The following is a 15,654-nucleotide window of genomic DNA, read 5'->3' as shown; positions in this document are numbered from 1 at the left end:
ATCCCGCATGAGCCTCACCGTCCTGATGAACGCCGGTCCGTGGCTGTCCGTGCCGCCCCCCGGCTACGGCGGGATCGAGAACGTGATCGCGACGCTGGTGCCGGAGCTGCGCCGCCTCGGCGTGCGCGTGGTGCTCGCGTCGGTCGACAGCAGCACCCTCCCCGTCGACGAGAAGATCTCCGTCTTCCCCGACGGCCAGTTCCACGCCCTGCAACGGCCGTACAACCAGGTCTGCGGCATCTCCCAGGCGCACCTGAACGGGGTGGTGCGCGCGCTGCACTCCCGCGACGACATCGACCTGGTGCACGACCACGTGGAGGCGGTCGGCCTGGCGACGCTCGCCGCGATGGGCCCGGACGCCCCGCCGGCGCTGCACACCCTGCACTGGGACCTGGCCAAGCACCCGGCGCTCTACGGCAACCTCGACGGCGGCGACCGGGTGCGGGTCAACGGGGTGTCGGCCTCGCAGCTGGCCCGCGCGCCCCGGGCGCTGCGGGAGCACTCCGTGGGGCACGTGCACCTGTCCACCCCGCTCGCCGTCGACGCCGACCGGCGACCCCGGGCCGAGAAGGGCGACTACCTGATCATCCTGGGCCGGATCAACCCGGGCAAGGGGCAGGACGTGGGAGCCCGGCTGGCCCGCCGGGTGGGCGTGCCGCTGGTGCTCGCCGGCCCGGTCGGCCCGTACCACCGGCCGGAGGACCTGGCCGCCGCCGGCGACGAGGCCCGGCAGAACCCGGACGTCCGGTTCTTCTACGACGAGGTGGCGCCGCACGTCGACGGCGACCTGGTCCGCTGGGTAGGCACCGTGGCCGGCCAGGAGCGCGACGACCTGCTGGCGGGCGCCCGGGCCTCGCTGTTCCCGCTGCGCTGGGAGGAGCCGGGCGGCACGGCGGTGGTCGAGTCGCTGGCCCTGGGCACCCCGGTGGTGGCGACGGCGCGGGGCTGCCTGCCGGAGCTGATCGAGCACGGCCGCACCGGCCTGCTCACCGACGACGAGGAGGAGCTGGCCGACCTGTTGCTGGCCGCGAGCCTGCTCGACCCGGACGAGTGCCGGCGCGAGGCCGCCGTCCGCTTCACCCCCGCCGTGATGGCCGAGAAGTACGTCGACCTCTACGAGCGGGTCCGCCGGCTCGCCTCCGCCCCGCGCCTGCAACCGGTCTGATCCGCGCTCCGGGGCCGGTTCGCCGACACGGCGGACCGGCCCCGTTCGCGCGCGGAATCCGCGCGGGCGGGTTTGGCGGGGCGGGGAGCGGGAAGGCGCGGACCGCTCAGCGTTCCCGCACAGTGAGGAGACGGCGGTGACCGGTCCCATGGCGCACTCCCGCGCCCGGCGCAACCCGGCCGACGGCAAGGCGCCCGTACGGCGGGCCGCCACCGTCGTGGCGGTGGTCTTCCTCCTCGTCGGCGTGCTCGGCTTCGTGCCGGGCATCACCAGCGACTACGGCGACCTGCGGTTCGCCGGGCACGAGTCGGGCGCCAAGCTGCTCGGCCTCTTCCAGGTCTCGGTGCTGCACAACTTCGTCCACCTGCTCTTCGGGGTGGTCGGGCTCGCGCTGGCCAGGACGATCTCCGGCGCCCGGACGTTCCTGGTCGGCGGCGGCGCCGTCTACCTGGTGCTCTGGCTCTACGGCCTGGTGGTCGACCACGACAGCGGGGCCAACTTCGTCCCGGTGAACAACGCCGACAACTGGCTGCACCTGTTCCTCGGCGTCGGCATGATCGCGCTCGGCCTGCTGACCACGCGGGGGCGGGCCGGCCGGTGACCCGGTCCTGACGGGGTCGGGCGGCCGTGTCGGCCGCCCGACCTGTTTGGTGCCCCTCGTGCCCGGGTAGTTCGCAGGCTCCCCGACGATGCGAAGCGAGGGCGCCATGTCGAGCCGGATCACCTGCGAGGTGCGCGACGCGTCGCCCGTGACCGTCGTACGGCTTGTCGGCGGCCTCGACCTCGGCACGATGCGCGCGGTGCACACGGTGCTGGAGGACTGCCTGGCGGCCCAGCCCGACGCGCTCGTGGTCGACCTGACCGACGTCACCGTGCACGACCGGCTCGCGCTCTCGGTCTTCGCGGCCGCCGCCCGCCGGGCCGCCGGCTGGCCGGCGGTGCCCGTGGTGCTCTGCGCCCCGCCACCGGAGGCGGCGCGGTGGCTGGCGGAGTCGACCGCGTGCCGGGTGGTCCCGGTGCGTCCCGACTGCGCGGAGGCGGCCCGGGTGGCCAGCGCCGTGGCGGCGCCCCGGCTGCGGGCCCGGCTCGAGCCGGTGGCGGGGGCCTGCCGGCGGGCCCGTGAGCTGGTCGCCGACGCGTGCGCCCGGTGGAACCTGCCGCAGGCGGTCGGCCCGGCCTCGCTGGTGCTCAGCGAGCTGGTCGGCAACGTGGTCCGGCACGCCGGGACCCCGATGCAGGTGACCGTCACGCTGCGCCGGCCGTACCTGCACCTGGCGGTGGTGGACGGGTGCCGGGGCTCGGCCCGGGTCGGCTCCCCCGACCTGCTGGCCGAGGGTGGCCGGGGGCTGATGCTCGTCCGGGAGCTGACCCAGCGCTGGGGCAGCGTGCCAGCCGGCGACGGGAAGGTCGTCTGGGCGACGCTGCCCGCCAATTGACCGAAATTACCGCTCTCGCCTGAATAGCCGCTCTCGCCTGGTTACATGGGCAGAGGGGCGGGCAGGCACGCCCGTCCCTTTCTGTCGTCACGACGGGGTGAGAGTCTCATGCCCAAGCGGGTAACCACGGAACCTCCACGCGACCGGGGACCGGCGATCCTGGCACCGGCACGTTTCGGCGGCTTTCCGGGGCCGCTGCGCAAGCCGACCCCGGGCGGGACCCTGCTGCGGTTCCTGGCCACCACCGACCACAAGCAGATCGGCCTGCTCTACCTGCTCACCTCGTTCGGCTTCTTCCTGGTCGCCGGCGTCGAGGCCATGCTGATCCGGGCCGAGCTGGCCCGGCCCGGCATGCAGATCCTCTCCCCCGAGCAGTACAACCAGCTGTTCACGTCGCACGGCGCGGTGATGCTGCTGCTGTTCGCCACCCCGGCGGCGTTCGGGTTCGCCAACTACATCGTGCCCATCCAGATCGGCGCGCCCGACGTGTCGTTCCCCCGGCTCAACGCCCTCGCCTACTGGCTCTACCTGTTCGGCGGCCTGATGGTGATCGGCGGCTTCCTCACGCCGCAGGGCTCCGCCGACTTCGGCTGGACCGCCTACACGCCGCTGAGCAGCCAGGAGCACTCCCCCGGCGTCGGCGCGAACATGTGGGTGATCGGCCTGGTCGTCTCCGGGCTGGGCACCATCCTGGGCGCGGTAAACCTGATCACCACGATCCTGACCCTGCGCGCGCCCGGCATGACGATGTTCCGGATGCCGATCTTCACCTGGAACATGCTGTTCACCAGCGTGCTGGTGCTCCTGGTCTTCCCGCTGCTCGCCGCGGCGCTGCTGGCCCTGGCCGCGGACCGGCTGCTCAACGCGCAGGTCTTCACGCCGGACAACAACGGGCCCATGCTCTACCAGCACCTGTTCTGGTTCTTCGGCCATCCCGAGGTCTACATCATCGCGATCCCGTTCTTCGGCATCATCACCGAGATCATCCCGGTCTTCTCCCGCAAGCCGATCTTCGGCTACACCGGTCTGGTGCTGGCCACCGTCGCCATCACGGTGCTGTCGATGACCGTGTGGGCGCACCACATGTTCGCCACCGGCCAGGTGCTGCTGCCCTTCTTCAGCATCCTGAGCTATCTGATCGCGGTGCCCACCGGGGTGAAGTTCTTCAACTGGATCGGCACCATGTGGAAGGGGCAGATCACCTTCGAGACGCCGATGCTCTTCGCGATCGGCTTCCTGGTCACCTTCCTCTTCGGCGGCCTCACCGGGGTGCTGCTGGCCAGCCCGCCGGCGGACTGGCACACCCACGACACCTACTTCGTCGTCGGGCACTTCCACTACGTGCTCTTCGGCACGGTGGTCTTCGCCCTCTTCGGCGGCTTCTACTTCTGGTGGCCCAAGATGACCGGGCGGCTGCTCGACGAGCGCATCGGCAAGGCCCACTTCTGGACGATGTTCCTCGGCTTCCACGGCACCTTCCTGGTGCAGCACTGGCTGGGCAACGAGGGCATGCCCCGCCGGTACGCCGACTACCTGCCGTCCGACGGCTTCACCGCGCTGAACACGTTCTCCTCCATCTCCGCCTTCGTGCTCGGCGCCTCCACGCTCTTCTTCATCTGGAACGCGTGGAAGTCGTGGCGCTACGGCGCGCTGGTGACGGTCGACGACCCCTGGGGCTTCGGCAACTCCCTGGAGTGGGCCACCACCTGCCCGCCGCCGCTGCGCAACTTCGACCGGATGCCGCGCATCCGCTCCGAGCGGCCGGCGTTCGACCTCAAGTACGGCCCGCTGGTCGCCGACCTGGGCCGGGACCTGCCCCAGCGCGCCACCAAGCCGCCCCAGGAGTTCCGCGACGAGTTGCACCGCGAGCGGCGCGCGCCCGAGTCCCCGTCCCTGGAAGGGGCGCACGGCGCGCCGGAGGCGGCCGCGTACCAGCCGGCGGCGCAGTCGGGCGCCCGGCCGGTGGACGTGCCGGAGCCGGAGGACGTGCGCCGGCCCGCATTCGAGCAGACCGACGAGCCGGAGGAGACCCGGCTCGGCGCCCAGCGTGAGCCGCAGGAGAACGACCGCTGGCGGCACCCGCGCGGGCCCGGCGACACCCCGGAGCACTGAGCGGCCGTACGCGCGGAAGGGCCGGCGCCCCAGGCGGGCGCCGGCCCTTCGCGACGTGGTCGGTGGGTCAGCTCTCGCGGGCCTGCGCGAGACCGGCCGCGGTGAGCGAGCGGCGCACCGCCGGCTGGACCCGGGTCAGCCGCAGCGGCACGCCGGTGCGGGCGGCAGCCTCGCGGCCCGCCATCAGCGCGGCGATGCCGCCGGCGTCGAAGCCGCCCGCGCCGACCAGGTCCACCACCACCTCGGCGGGCTGCCCGGTCACCGCCTCCAGCATGGCCCGGCGCAGCTGGTCCGCGCCGTCCCGGTCGACCTCGCCGCCGACCTCGACGACCACCCGGTCGCCGTTCTGCTTGACCGAGATCCGGGTCTTCGCGCCGTCGGACTCCGCCGCCCCGTTCTGCCACGGCGGCGGGGCGTCGGCGAGCATCGCCTGGCGCAGCCAGGTCAGCGCCCGGGACAGCAGCCGCGAGACGTGCATCTGGGAGATGCCGAACCGGGCGGCGATCTCCGCCTGGGTCTGGTTGCCGTAGAAGCGCATGGCCAGGATCCGCCGCTCCCGCCAGGGCAGCCGGTGCAGCAGCCCGCTGACGGTCACCCGGTCGTCGACGGATTCGAGCGCGTTGTCGGACTCGCCGACCAGGTCGCCGAACTCGGCGGAGCTCTCCCCGCCGACCGGCGCGTTGAGCGAGGCCGGGCTGTAGCCCGCCGCCGACTCCAGCGCGGCGAGGATCTCCTCCTCCGGCGTCTCCAGCCGCTCCGCCAGCTCCGCCACCGACGGCGCCCGGGACAGCTCGCTGGTCAGCGCCGCCGTCGCCTGCCCCACCTCCAGGATCAGGTCACGCAGCCGGCGCGGCACGTGCACGCCCCAGGTGCGGTCCCGGAAGTGCCGCTTGATCTCGCCGACGATGGTGATCGCCGCGTACGCGGTGAACGAGCCCCGCTCGGGGTCGTACCGGTCGACGGCGTTGACCAGGCCGAGTCGGGCGACCTGCTCCAGGTCCTCCAGCGGCTCCCCCCGCCCCCGGTAGCGGCGGGCGAGCCGGCCGGCGAACGGCAGCGCGAAGCGGACCAGGTCGTCGCGCGCCTCCTGGCGTCGTTCGGGCGGAAGGCCCTCGATCCGGGCCGCGTACGCCAGCGCGGCCGCGTCCAGGTCCTCCAGGCCCCGGTCGGTCGGAGGTGGTGTGGTTGTGGTGCTCTGTCCGAACATCCGCGCCTCCCTCAGGAAGGTCCCCCGCCCGGATTCAGGAAACCGGTCGTGCGCGCGCGTGGTCGCACCACGCACCGGGCCGGAAGTGGGTCACATGACTGGGATGCCAGCGGGCGACGACGCCGCGCCGGACGGCGTGGTCAGGCCGTCGCAGCCAGCGGTGTTCCCGCTCCGTAGGTACTCAATCACGGGACCCCGGGTTCGCGAGGATGTTTCGACAGGGCTGGCTCAACAGACCAGTAACCCCTGGTGGGAGCCGCCGTCGCGCAGTACGGCCAGCGCCTCGGCGACGGTCATCGGCGGCGGCGTCGGCAGGTCGTACGGCTGGGCCCGCAGCACCTCCGTGGCCCGGCGGGTGGGCACCGAGGTGACCGGGTAGCCCCGCGCCGAGGTGCGGTCCAGCGCCCGCCGGCGGCGGCCGAAGCCGGCGACGGCCAGCCACTGCGGCAGCCCGGCCAGCGCCGGCGACCGCAGGCCGGGCGGCTCGGGCAGCACGTCGACCGAGCTGAACGGCTCGCTGCCGGCGAGCCACCACTCCACCCCCTCCACGCTGCGCCGGGTGGCGTTCTCGCACCAGTACGGCACCATCCCGGCCCGGATCACCTGCCACGGGTCGAGCAGCCGGCCGCACTCCACCACCAGCCGGTTGCCGGTCTTGCCGGCCGCGCGCAGCCACCGCCGGTACAGGTCCGCGGTGGCGGCGCTGAGCGCGTCCGGCCGGGGCACGAGGAGCCGGTGCAGCGGATGCCCGCGCCGCCCCGCCCACTGCCCCACCGCGGTCTCGAAATCGGACTCCACGCCGTGTTCCGCCGGCCCGGGCGGCGAGGTGACCTCCGGCGGCTGCCAGTACGCGCCGTCCCCACCGGCCGAGCGGAGCACCTGGCGCAGGGCGTGGCTGTCCGGGTGGAAGTCCACCGGGTCGAGCCCGCTGCCCGGGCAGCCGACCTGGAAGCTGTGGCCGGGCGCGGAGTCCAGCACCGGCCAGGTGCGGGCGTCGCGCAGCAGCAGCACGGCCGCGCGCGGCTCCAGCAGGTCGGTCAGGAACCGGGCGTACGCGGCCGGCAGCGACCGCCACCGGGCCGCGAGGGAGACCGTGGCGCCGGCCAGCGCGCCCCGGCTGGCGGGGCAGTGCACCTGACGTACGTGCAGGTCGGGGTTGCCGGCGAGCAGGCGGGCCGTCAGCGCCGCCCCGTGGTCGAGGGCGGCCTGCGGCCGGTCGACCGCGCCCTGCGCCCAGTGCACGCTGATCTCGAAGCCGGCGGGCAGCCAGGGCACGCCGAGCGCCGCCGCCAGGTGCGCGGCGGCCCCGTGCGGGGAGCCGACCAGGACTCCCGGGTAGCGGCGCCGGGGGTACTGGTCGGCGAACCAGCGGGCGATCCGCTCGGCGTCCACCTCGGCCGTCTGCCCGGGGGTGAGCGCGACGCGGCCGGCCGCCCGGACCACCGCCGCCCGCCGGACCGGCTCGGGCGCGCCGGTGAACCGCGACAGCGGTCCCGGGTGCCCCGGGTGCCCCAGGTCGGCGCAGTCGGTCCCGCGCAGCGCCCGCGCGGTGGCGGCCACCAGGACCCGGGCCGCGCTGCCGGCGGCCACCACCCGGTCGCCCGCCAGCCCGGCACCGTCGGCCGTGAGCCCCTCGCGCACCTTGTGCACCGGCCCCACCTTGCCTCGTTCGCTCACCACGCGGCCCGGCTTCCCGTCCCGATGGGGTTCAAACGGGGCATCCCCCACCGGGCGGGAGTAATCAGAAGATCCGGGCGGTTGCCGCCGCGCGCGGGGCGACGGCTCGGCCGCCCGCCCTGAGCAGGGGTTTCGGCACCGGAGGGACGGGCACATGAGCGCCCATGCGCGCAGACGACGACAGCCCCGCCGCGGCGGCCACCATCACCCCCTACCAGGACGGGCCGCTGCTCGTCCGGGGCGACTTCGCACTGGTCACGCCGGACGGCGAGACCATCGACGCGCGGCGGGGCACGGTCGCGCTGTGCCGCTGCGGCAAGTCCGCGCTCAAGCCGTTCTGCGACGGCACGCACAAGGCGATCGGCTTCCGCGCCGGCACCGACCGCGAGTCCTGACCCGCCCCGGGTCCCCGCCGGCGACCGGGCGCCCTCGGGGCGGCGGCACGCCCGACGGGCCGGCCAGCCGCGCCGCGGCGTCAGGCCACGGACGAGGGCGGGCCACCGACGGAGGCGGGACCGCCGCGATACTCCGGCCACGGACGAGGGCGGGGCCGCCGCGGCGTAAGGCCACGGACCGCCGCGACACTCCGGCCACGGACGGGGTGGAGCCGCCGCGGCGTCAGGCCACGGCGGAGACCGACGCGGCGACGGTGCCGCCGGGCGGGCGCTTTCGCAGCGTGACCCGGGGAGCCGCTCCCGGGCGGCGCAGCGAGCTGCCGCCGGCGGCCCACGCGTCGAGCAGGTGCGCGGCGAAGAGCCGGTCCACCGCCAGCGCGGCGGCGGCGCCGAAGAGCACGTCCGGGGCGAGCCCCGGCTCCACCCGGACGAGCCCGCCGCACAGGTCGTGGGCGGCGATCTGCTCGTGCACCGCGTCGGCCTCCACGTGCTCGTCGTAGAAGCGGGTGGCCACCTCGTCGAGACCGAGCCGGCGCAGCCCGTTGCCGTAGCGGCGGTTGGGCAGGGAGGAGGTCATCTCGTACGCGGCGAGGTGCCCCAGCAGCGCCCCACGCCAGCGCCGGTGCAGCCCGAACAGCGACATCAGGTTGTTGGTGGCCAGGGTGACCGCCGGCACCGCGTCCAGGTGGGCGGCGTAGCCGGTGTCCAGCCCCAGGCGGTCCATGGTGACGCGGAACAACTCGGCATGCATCCGGTCCAGCCGCCCGTTGCCGTACTCGTCCATCTGGATCTCGACGAGGGCGGCCTTCGCCGGGCCGCCGAGGCGCGGCAGGGCCCAGCTGTGCGGGTCGGCCTCGCGCAGGTGGTAGACCGAGCGGTGGGTGACGAACTCGCGGAACTGCCCCAGCGTCGCCCGCCGCTGCAGGTGCCCGGCGAGCGACGGCCCGTCGTCCGCGGCGACCACGTCGGCCAGGGCCGCCGGCACGCCGCCGGGCAGCACCGCCGGCAGCGGCCCGACCAGCGCTCGCACCGCCGCCTCGAAGACCCGTTCGGCCCGCGCCCGCAGCGCGAGCAGGGACGGCTGCCACTCCCAGTCGTCGTCGACGCCCCGCCAGCCCCGGTAGTGCAGCTCGTAGCAGCAGAAGAGGGTGAGCTGGAGGTCCTCGTCGGTGAGCGGGTCGGCCGGGTCGAGACCGGCGCCGAGCCCGGCCGGAAGGTCGTGCGGCGCCCGCCGCAGCGCATCCAGCAGCGCCGCCGAGACAGGTCCGCGGGGCTCCGGCAGGCGCGCCGGACCGTACCGGCGATCGGTGGGCTCGGACAAGATGACCTCCAGCGTCGGACTGCCGGTGCTCAGTGCCCTCCCTGCGACGGGCTAAACGAGGTCGTCGGCCTCGGCGACGACCCCGGCGGCCAGCATCCGGTCGCGGACCCGTCGCGCCGCGTCGCCCTCGGCGAAGACCCGGCGCAGGTCCGCGAACGCGGGCTGCGGAGGAGCGAGGCGTACGGTCGGGTCGACCACCGCCTCCACCACGCAGGGACGGTCGGCGGCGAGCGCCTCGTCCCAGGCGGCCCCCACCAGCTCCGGACGGTCGACCCGCACCCCGTGCAGCCCGAGCAGGCGGGCCCACCCGGCGTACGGCACGTCGGGGCGGCGGCGCATGGGGTCGCCGGACGGCCGGCGGCCCCCGCCCATGCCGGACTGGTCCCGGTTGTTGAGCACCAGCACCACGAGCCGGGGATCGTGCCACTCCTGCCAGTGGTGCGCCACGGTGATCAGCTCGGCCAGCCCGTTGAGCTGCATGGCGCCGTCGCCGAGCAGGGCGACCGCCGGCTCGTCGGGCGCGGCGAGCTTGGCCGACACCGCGTACGGCAGGGCGCAGCCCATCGAGCCGAGCGTGCCGCAGAGCTGCGCGTTCACGCCGGGCGGCAGTTCCAGGTGCCGGGCGTACCAGTACAGCACCGAGCCGACGTCCACCGCCACGGCGCCTCGCTGCGGCAGGCGGGTGGCGAGTTCCTGGAGCACGAGCTGCGGGTTCACCGGCTCGGCGGGGGCGGCGGCGCGGTCGGCCCGCTCGGCGCGCCACCTGTCGACCGAGCCCTCCACGGTCTCCCGCCAGCGGGCGTTGGGCTGGTCGGGCACCAGGGCCAGCAGCGCCCGGAGCGTCTCGGCGGCGTCGCCCACCAGCGGCACGTCCACCGGGTACCGGGTGCCGATCCGGCGCCCGTCGATGTCGATCTGCACCGTGCGGGCCTGCCCCGGCATCGGGAAGTAGTCCGTCCACGGGTCGTTCGTGCCGACCAGCAGCAGCGTGTCGCAGCCGCCCATCAGCTCGGCGGCGGCCGGGGTGCCGACCTCGCCGAGCACGCCGGTGTGGAAGGAGAGCCGCTCGTCGAGCACCGGCTTGCCGAGCAGCGAGGTGGCCAGGCCGGCGCCGAGCCGGTCGGCGAGGGCGACGATCTCCTCCGCCGCCCCCCGGCCGCCCTGGCCGACGAGGATCGCGGTGCGCTGACCGTTGGCGAGCAGTTGGGCCGCGGCCTCCAGGTCGGCCCCGTGCGGCAGCACCCGGGCCAGCGGCTCCCCCGGCGTGGCCGTGAACACGCCGGCCGCGTGCGGTTGCAGGTCGGGCACGGCCGCCTCCTGCAACTGGCGCGGCAGCACCACGCAGACCGGGCTGCGGGTCGCCGCGGCGGTGCGGAACGCCTGGTCGAGCAGGGCCGGGACCCCGGTGGGGGTGCGGCCGTAGCGGACGAACTGGTTGCACACGTCGCCGAAGAGCCGGCTCAGCCCGATCTCCTGGTGGGCGCCGCCGAGCGGGCCGGAGACGTCCTCGCCGACGATCGCCACCACCGGCTTGCTGTCGAGCTTGGCGTCGTAGAGCCCGTTGAGCAGTTGCACGGCGCTCGGTCCCTGGGTGGCCAGGCAGACCCCGATCCCGCCGGTGAACTTGGCGTGCCCGGTGGCCATGTAGGAGGCGGTCTCCTCGTGCCGGGCCGGGACGAACGCCGGGTCCCCGCCCGAGGCGTCCAGCGCCTCGATCACCGGGGCGATGGCCTCGCCGGGATAGCCGAACGCCCGCGGCACCCGCCAGGCCCGCAGCCGCTCGACCACCAGGTCGGCCACCGTCCGCTCAGGCATTGCCACGCCCCGGCGTGCCCGCGTCGACGTACCGCAGCACCGCCCCGACGCCGTCGGTCAGCTCCGGCGCCTCGTCGGGGCCGAGCACGGTCAGCTCGGCGTCGGTGCCGACCAGCGCGCGCACCAGCGCGGCGTCGGCCCGGACCCGCTCCGGGTCGCGTACGGACATGGCGGCGAGCTGCCCGGGGTCGGTGGCGATCTCGGTGGGTTCGGGCCCGATCCACAGCTCCCCGGTCGCCGACGGGTCGTCGACGATGAGCATGGTGTCGACCTGGTTGCGTTGCAGGGCGGTGACGACGGCGTCGAGCCCGGCGCCGACGTCCTCCTGCATCCCGAACCGGTCCAGCGCGGCGGTCACCCGCTGGTCGGCCACCTCGGCGATGGTCTGCACGGTCAGGTCGTCGAGCAGGGTCTGGTCGGCGCCACCGGCCCGGGAGCCGGCGTCAGTGCGCACCATGACGTCCTGCCAGCGCTCCGGCATCTGCGCGGCGATCATGCCGGTGGCCCGGACGTCCCCGGCGACCACCACCACGTCCGCGCCGACCTTCTCGGCCAGCTCGACCGTCGCCGCCGTGACGTCGCCCGCGTTGTGGTGCCAGGCCTCCATGGCGGCCTTCTGGTACTTGGACTGGGACCAGCCGCCGGGCTGCACCCGGCGCAGCTGGAAGTCCTCGCGGCCGGTCACGTGGGCGCGGCGCGGCACGCCACCCGCGCTGATCGCCATGGCGTCGGCGCCCGTCCGGTCGGCCAGGACCCGTACCCACGCCACCTGCTCGCCGCGCTGCGCCAGCAGCGGCATCACGTGCGGCAGCGAGGTGTACGCGGCCAGGTCCCGCAGCGGCGGGGCGGAGAGGTACTCCGACAGCACCACGCGCCCCCGGGCGCCGAAGACCGCCAGGCCGTAGTCGCCCGGCATCGGGTCGTGCCCGCGGACGACCCGTTCGACCGCGTCGATCGTCGCCACGTCGGCGCGCTGCTGTTGGAGTTGGTCACGCAGGGCCCGCCACCGCAGGTCGAGGGCCGGGTGGGCGTCCTCGGTGTTCGCGGAGGCGTCCAGGTACACCGAGACCCACGGCCCCGGTCGGTCGTAGAGCGGGCGCAGGAAGGACAGCTGCATGCTCGACCCCTTTCCAGCTCGGCCCCCCGCTTACCCGCGCCGCTCGGCTTGTCACCTGGCCCGGCGTGAGCGCGTGATCGCGTTTCATTCACGTCGTTCAACCCGGACGGCCGATACCATGAGTGAACGGAACGGGACTCTGGGTGGTGTTCATGGACAGCGACCTCCACGTCAGGCGGATCGTCCATCCCGCGGAGCGGATCGTCACCGGGCGGATCGTCCGTCTGCTGGAGGGCTATCCCCGCGAGGTGCGGATCGGCCAGCCGGTGCTGGTGGCGGTGCTCGCGGCGGCCGGCGTGGCCGGGCTGCTGGTGGCGCTGGTCCGCTCGCTGTTCTCCGCCGGGTCCGGCGGCACCCGGCGTCGGTTCAAGGACCTGAAGAAGGGCCCGGAGTTCCTGGTCACCCCGGTGCGGCTGCGCGACGCCGCCGGGCAACTCTGCGAGGTCGAGCTGCACGGTCACCTGCCGCAGAGCGCCCTGCACCCGGCCGACCACGTGCAGCTCACGCTGCGCCGGCAGGGCGACCCCGACCTGCCGCCGAAGATCGAACGGATCGTGAACCTGACGACCGGTCAGCTGCTCACGCCGCGCACCGCCACCCTGTGGTCGCACCTGGGCCCGCCGCTGCTGCTCCAGGCCACGCTGGGCGCGCTGCTGGTCGCCGCCCTGCTCGCCTGGACCGCGCTCACCTGATCTCCGCGCCGGTCGCCGGCCCACGTTTCGCGCCCGGGGCGCCGGGGCACGGCAGCGCCATGTTCGCCGGATTCACGCTCGACGAGATCGACCTCGGCCCCGTACGCCTGCGGGTGCGCCACGGCGGGTCGGGACCGCCGGTGGTGCTGCTGCACGGGCATCCCCGCACCCACGCCACCTGGCACCGGGTGGCGCCCCTGCTCGCCGAGCGGCACACGGTCATCTGCCCGGACCTGCGCGGCTACGGCGGCTCGTCGAAGCCGCCGAGCACCCCCGACCACGCCCCGTACTCGAAGCGGGCCATGGCGGGCGACGTGGTGGCGCTGCTCGACGCGCTCGGCCACGACCGCGCGGCCGTTGTGGGGCACGACCGGGGCTGCTACGTGGCGATGCGCGCCGCGCTGGACCACCCCGACCGGGTCAGCCGCCTCGGGGTGCTCGACGGGGTGCCGATCGGCGAGGCCCTGGCCCGCGCCGACGCCCGCTTCGCCGCCCGCTGGTGGCACTGGTTCTTCCTCGGCCAGCTCGCCAAGCCCGCCGAGCGGGTGATCAACGCCGACCCCGACGCCTGGTACGGCGGCTCGCCCGCCACGATGGGCGAGGAGGCGTACGCCGACTACCGGCGGGCGATCCACGATCCGGCGACGGTGCACGCCATGTGCGAGGACTACCGGGCGGGCCTCGGCCCGGACCGGGCGGCCGACGACGCCGACCGTGCCGCCGGGCGCCGGATCACCTGCCCGGTGCTCTTCCTGTGGTCGACCCGGGACGACATGGTGGACCTCTACGGCGATCCCGCCGCGATCTGGCGCGACTGGGCCGACGACGTCCGGGCCGCGCCGATCGAGTCGGGCCACCACATGGCCGAGGAGGCGCCGGAGCAGCTCGCCGCCGCGCTGTCCGCCTTCCTGGCCGGCTGACCGGGCGCGCCACCAAGGCCCGACGCACGCGGCCGGGTGGCGCGCCCGACGCACGCCGGCGAGACCGGGCGCTTGCGGGGCCCGGTCGCACGCCGGGGCGGAGCCCAGCAGGCGCCTTCGGATCAGCCGACCGGGGCGGCCTCGCGGGCGGGCCGGCGGGCGGCGTCGAGCATGCCCCGCCGCCGCGCCCAACGCTCGAAGGCGAGCGTGGCGAAGGGCGGCACGGCGCAGGCCAGGGCCACCCCGGTGGCCAGCAGGCTCCACCGGCGCAGCCGGGCCACCGCGAGCACCAGCACGCCGTACGCCACGAAGAGCCCGCCGTGGATCGGTCCGAAGATCTGCACGCCCAGCTCGTTGGCGGGCGGGCCGTACTTCACCGCCATGCCGGCCAGCAGGGCGGCCCAGGAGATCGCCTCCGCGATCGCCGCCACCACGAACAGCCGGGTCACCTTCTCGCGCATCAGCACACCCCACCTTTCACCGCGGGCCATGCTAGCGGTGGCTCCCGCGTGCCGGGCCGGGGCCGGTGCCGCCGGCGACGGGCGTCACCGGGAGCGCGGTTGGGTAGAGAAAGAACGTCAGGTCTTCCCCGGCCCCGATGCGACGTGCGAGGTTAGGGGTACCAGCGGTGACAGGGTGGTGACCATGGGCGAGGAAGTCGGCGCGCGGACCTTCAGCCGTGAGGATCGGGCCCGCTACCGCGAGAAGGTACGCCGCTGCCTGGACGTCTTCGCCGAGATGCTGCGCGAGTCGCGGTTCGACGTCGACCGGCCGATGACGGGGCTGGAGATCGAGCTCAACCTGGTCGACGACGACTCGATGCCCGCGATGCGCAACGCCGACGTGCTGGCCGCGATCGCCGACCCGAACTTCCAGACCGAGCTGGGCCAGTTCAACGTGGAGATCAACGTGGCGCCCCGACGGCTCGCCGGCACCGGCACCGCCGAGTTCGAGCAGCACGTGCGGGCCAGCCTGAACGCCGCCGAGGAGAAGGCCCGCACCATCGGCGCCCACATGGTGATGATCGGCATCCTGCCGACGCTGCGCCCGGAGCACCTGACCGCGGCGACGCTCTCCGCCAACCCTCGCTACGAACTGCTCAACGAGCAGATCTTCGCGGCCCGGGGCGAAGACCTGCGGATCTCCATCAACGGGATCGAGCGGCTCGCCGTCACCGCCGACACCATCACCCCCGAGGCCGCCTGCACCAGCACCCAGTTCCACCTCCAGGTCAGCCCCGCCCAGTTCGCCGACTACTGGAACGCCGCCCAGGCCATCGCCGGCATCCAGGTGGCGCTCGGCGCCAACGCCCCGCTGTTCTTCGGCCGGGAACTCTGGCGGGAGACCCGCATTCCGCTGTTCCAGCAGGCCACCGACACGCGCTCCGAGGAGATCAAGGCGCAGGGCGTACGCCCCCGGGTCTGGTTCGGGGAACGGTGGATCACCACTGTGTTCGACCTGTTCGAGGAGAACGTCCGATATTTCCCGGCGCTGCTGCCGGTCTGCGACTCCGAGGACCCGGCCGAGGCGCTGGCCGCCGGCGGGGTGCCCAAGCTCGCCGAGCTGCGCCTGCACAACGGCACCGTCTACCGGTGGAACCGACCCGTCTACGACGTGTTCAAGGGGCGGCCGCACCTGCGGGTGGAGAACCGGGTGTTGCCGGCCGGGCCGACCGTGGTCGACACCGTCGCCAACGGCGCCTTCTACTTCGGCCTGGTCCGGGCGCTGGCCGAGGCCGACCGGCCGCTGTGGTCGCAGATGTCGTTCAGCGCCGCCGAGGAGAACTTCACCAGTTGC

General features: G+C 74.6%; 14 protein-coding genes. 8 read left to right on the top strand and 6 right to left on the bottom strand.

The window, feature by feature from the left end; translation table 11 throughout:
- Nucleotides 1-7: 7 nt before the first annotated feature.
- The 4 genes from ACWENR_RS17345 to ctaD all read left to right on the top strand — a co-directional run bounded on the left by ACWENR_RS17345 (nucleotide 8) and on the right by ctaD (nucleotide 4,713).
- The gene (locus ACWENR_RS17345) at nucleotides 8-1,165 is read left to right on the top strand and encodes a glycosyltransferase (protein WP_452277999.1); all 1,158 of its coding nucleotides are present in this window, start codon (nucleotides 8-10) and stop codon (nucleotides 1,163-1,165) included.
- A gap of 148 nt (nucleotides 1,166-1,313) precedes the next feature.
- Complete coding sequence (locus ACWENR_RS17340) at nucleotides 1,314-1,766, top strand: DUF4383 domain-containing protein (protein ID WP_452278014.1); 453 nt, start codon at nucleotides 1,314-1,316, stop codon at nucleotides 1,764-1,766.
- Between the two features lie 88 nt (nucleotides 1,767-1,854).
- Nucleotides 1,855-2,601: an ATP-binding protein gene (locus ACWENR_RS17335; protein WP_452277998.1), complete on the top strand. Its 747-nt coding sequence runs from the start codon at nucleotides 1,855-1,857 to the stop codon at nucleotides 2,599-2,601.
- A 108-nt stretch (nucleotides 2,602-2,709) separates the two neighbouring features.
- Nucleotides 2,710-4,713 (top strand): aa3-type cytochrome oxidase subunit I, encoded by a 2,004-nt coding sequence (gene ctaD, locus ACWENR_RS17330; protein ID WP_452277997.1) that lies wholly within the window; start codon nucleotides 2,710-2,712, stop codon nucleotides 4,711-4,713.
- A gap of 67 nt (nucleotides 4,714-4,780) precedes the next feature.
- Here the strand turns inward: ctaD and ACWENR_RS17325 are convergent, their stop codons facing one another.
- Nucleotides 4,781-5,920, bottom strand: a complete 1,140-nt coding sequence (locus ACWENR_RS17325; protein WP_452277996.1) for a SigB/SigF/SigG family RNA polymerase sigma factor — start codon at nucleotides 5,918-5,920, stop codon at nucleotides 4,781-4,783.
- Nucleotides 5,921-6,148: 228 nt separating this feature from the next.
- Complete coding sequence (locus tag ACWENR_RS17320) at nucleotides 6,149-7,561, bottom strand: hypothetical protein (RefSeq protein ID WP_452278013.1); 1,413 nt, start codon at nucleotides 7,559-7,561, stop codon at nucleotides 6,149-6,151.
- A 200-nt stretch (nucleotides 7,562-7,761) separates the two neighbouring features.
- On the opposite strand from ACWENR_RS17320, the gene ACWENR_RS17315 reads away from it, so the two are divergent.
- Nucleotides 7,762-7,992 (top strand): CDGSH iron-sulfur domain-containing protein, encoded by a 231-nt coding sequence (locus ACWENR_RS17315; RefSeq protein ID WP_452277995.1) that lies wholly within the window; start codon nucleotides 7,762-7,764, stop codon nucleotides 7,990-7,992.
- A gap of 223 nt (nucleotides 7,993-8,215) precedes the next feature.
- Here ACWENR_RS17315 and ACWENR_RS17310 read toward each other — a convergent pair whose 3' ends face one another.
- Genes ACWENR_RS17310 through ACWENR_RS17300 form a run of 3 tightly spaced genes read right to left on the bottom strand, consistent with a single transcriptional unit; the run spans nucleotide 8,216 to nucleotide 12,245 of the window.
- Nucleotides 8,216-9,313: an iron-containing redox enzyme family protein gene (locus tag ACWENR_RS17310; protein WP_452277994.1), complete on the bottom strand. Its 1,098-nt coding sequence runs from the start codon at nucleotides 9,311-9,313 to the stop codon at nucleotides 8,216-8,218.
- A 51-nt stretch (nucleotides 9,314-9,364) separates the two neighbouring features.
- Complete coding sequence (locus ACWENR_RS17305; protein WP_452277993.1) at nucleotides 9,365-11,128, bottom strand: thiamine pyrophosphate-binding protein; 1,764 nt, start codon at nucleotides 11,126-11,128, stop codon at nucleotides 9,365-9,367.
- On the bottom strand, nucleotides 11,121-12,245 hold the full coding sequence (locus tag ACWENR_RS17300) for a baeRF2 domain-containing protein (protein ID WP_452277992.1): 1,125 nt from the start codon (nucleotides 12,243-12,245) through the stop codon (nucleotides 11,121-11,123). The genes ACWENR_RS17305 and ACWENR_RS17300 overlap by 8 nt, the downstream gene beginning before the upstream one ends.
- 143 nt (nucleotides 12,246-12,388) lie before the next feature.
- On the opposite strand from ACWENR_RS17300, the gene ACWENR_RS17295 reads away from it, so the two are divergent.
- Together ACWENR_RS17295 and ACWENR_RS17290 are read left to right on the top strand one after the other, a co-directional pair.
- Complete coding sequence (locus tag ACWENR_RS17295) at nucleotides 12,389-12,937, top strand: hypothetical protein (protein WP_452278012.1); 549 nt, start codon at nucleotides 12,389-12,391, stop codon at nucleotides 12,935-12,937.
- Nucleotides 12,938-12,996: 59 nt separating this feature from the next.
- Nucleotides 12,997-13,857 carry an alpha/beta fold hydrolase gene (locus ACWENR_RS17290; RefSeq protein ID WP_452277991.1) on the top strand — a complete coding sequence of 287 codons (861 nt, stop codon included), beginning with the start codon at nucleotides 12,997-12,999 and terminating at the stop codon, nucleotides 13,855-13,857.
- Between the two features lie 122 nt (nucleotides 13,858-13,979).
- Here the strand turns inward: ACWENR_RS17290 and ACWENR_RS17285 are convergent, their stop codons facing one another.
- Complete coding sequence (locus ACWENR_RS17285) at nucleotides 13,980-14,318, bottom strand: DUF3817 domain-containing protein (protein ID WP_452277990.1); 339 nt, start codon at nucleotides 14,316-14,318, stop codon at nucleotides 13,980-13,982.
- A gap of 184 nt (nucleotides 14,319-14,502) precedes the next feature.
- On the opposite strand from ACWENR_RS17285, the gene ACWENR_RS17280 reads away from it, so the two are divergent.
- Nucleotides 14,503-15,654: glutamate--cysteine ligase (locus tag ACWENR_RS17280; RefSeq protein WP_452277989.1), on the top strand; the 1,152-nt coding region annotated here is incomplete at its 3' end.

Source organism: Micromonospora sp. NPDC004336, from assembly GCF_053602615.1.
Note: the sequence above shows the minus strand (reverse complement) of the source record. Positions and strands in the feature narration are given on the sequence as shown.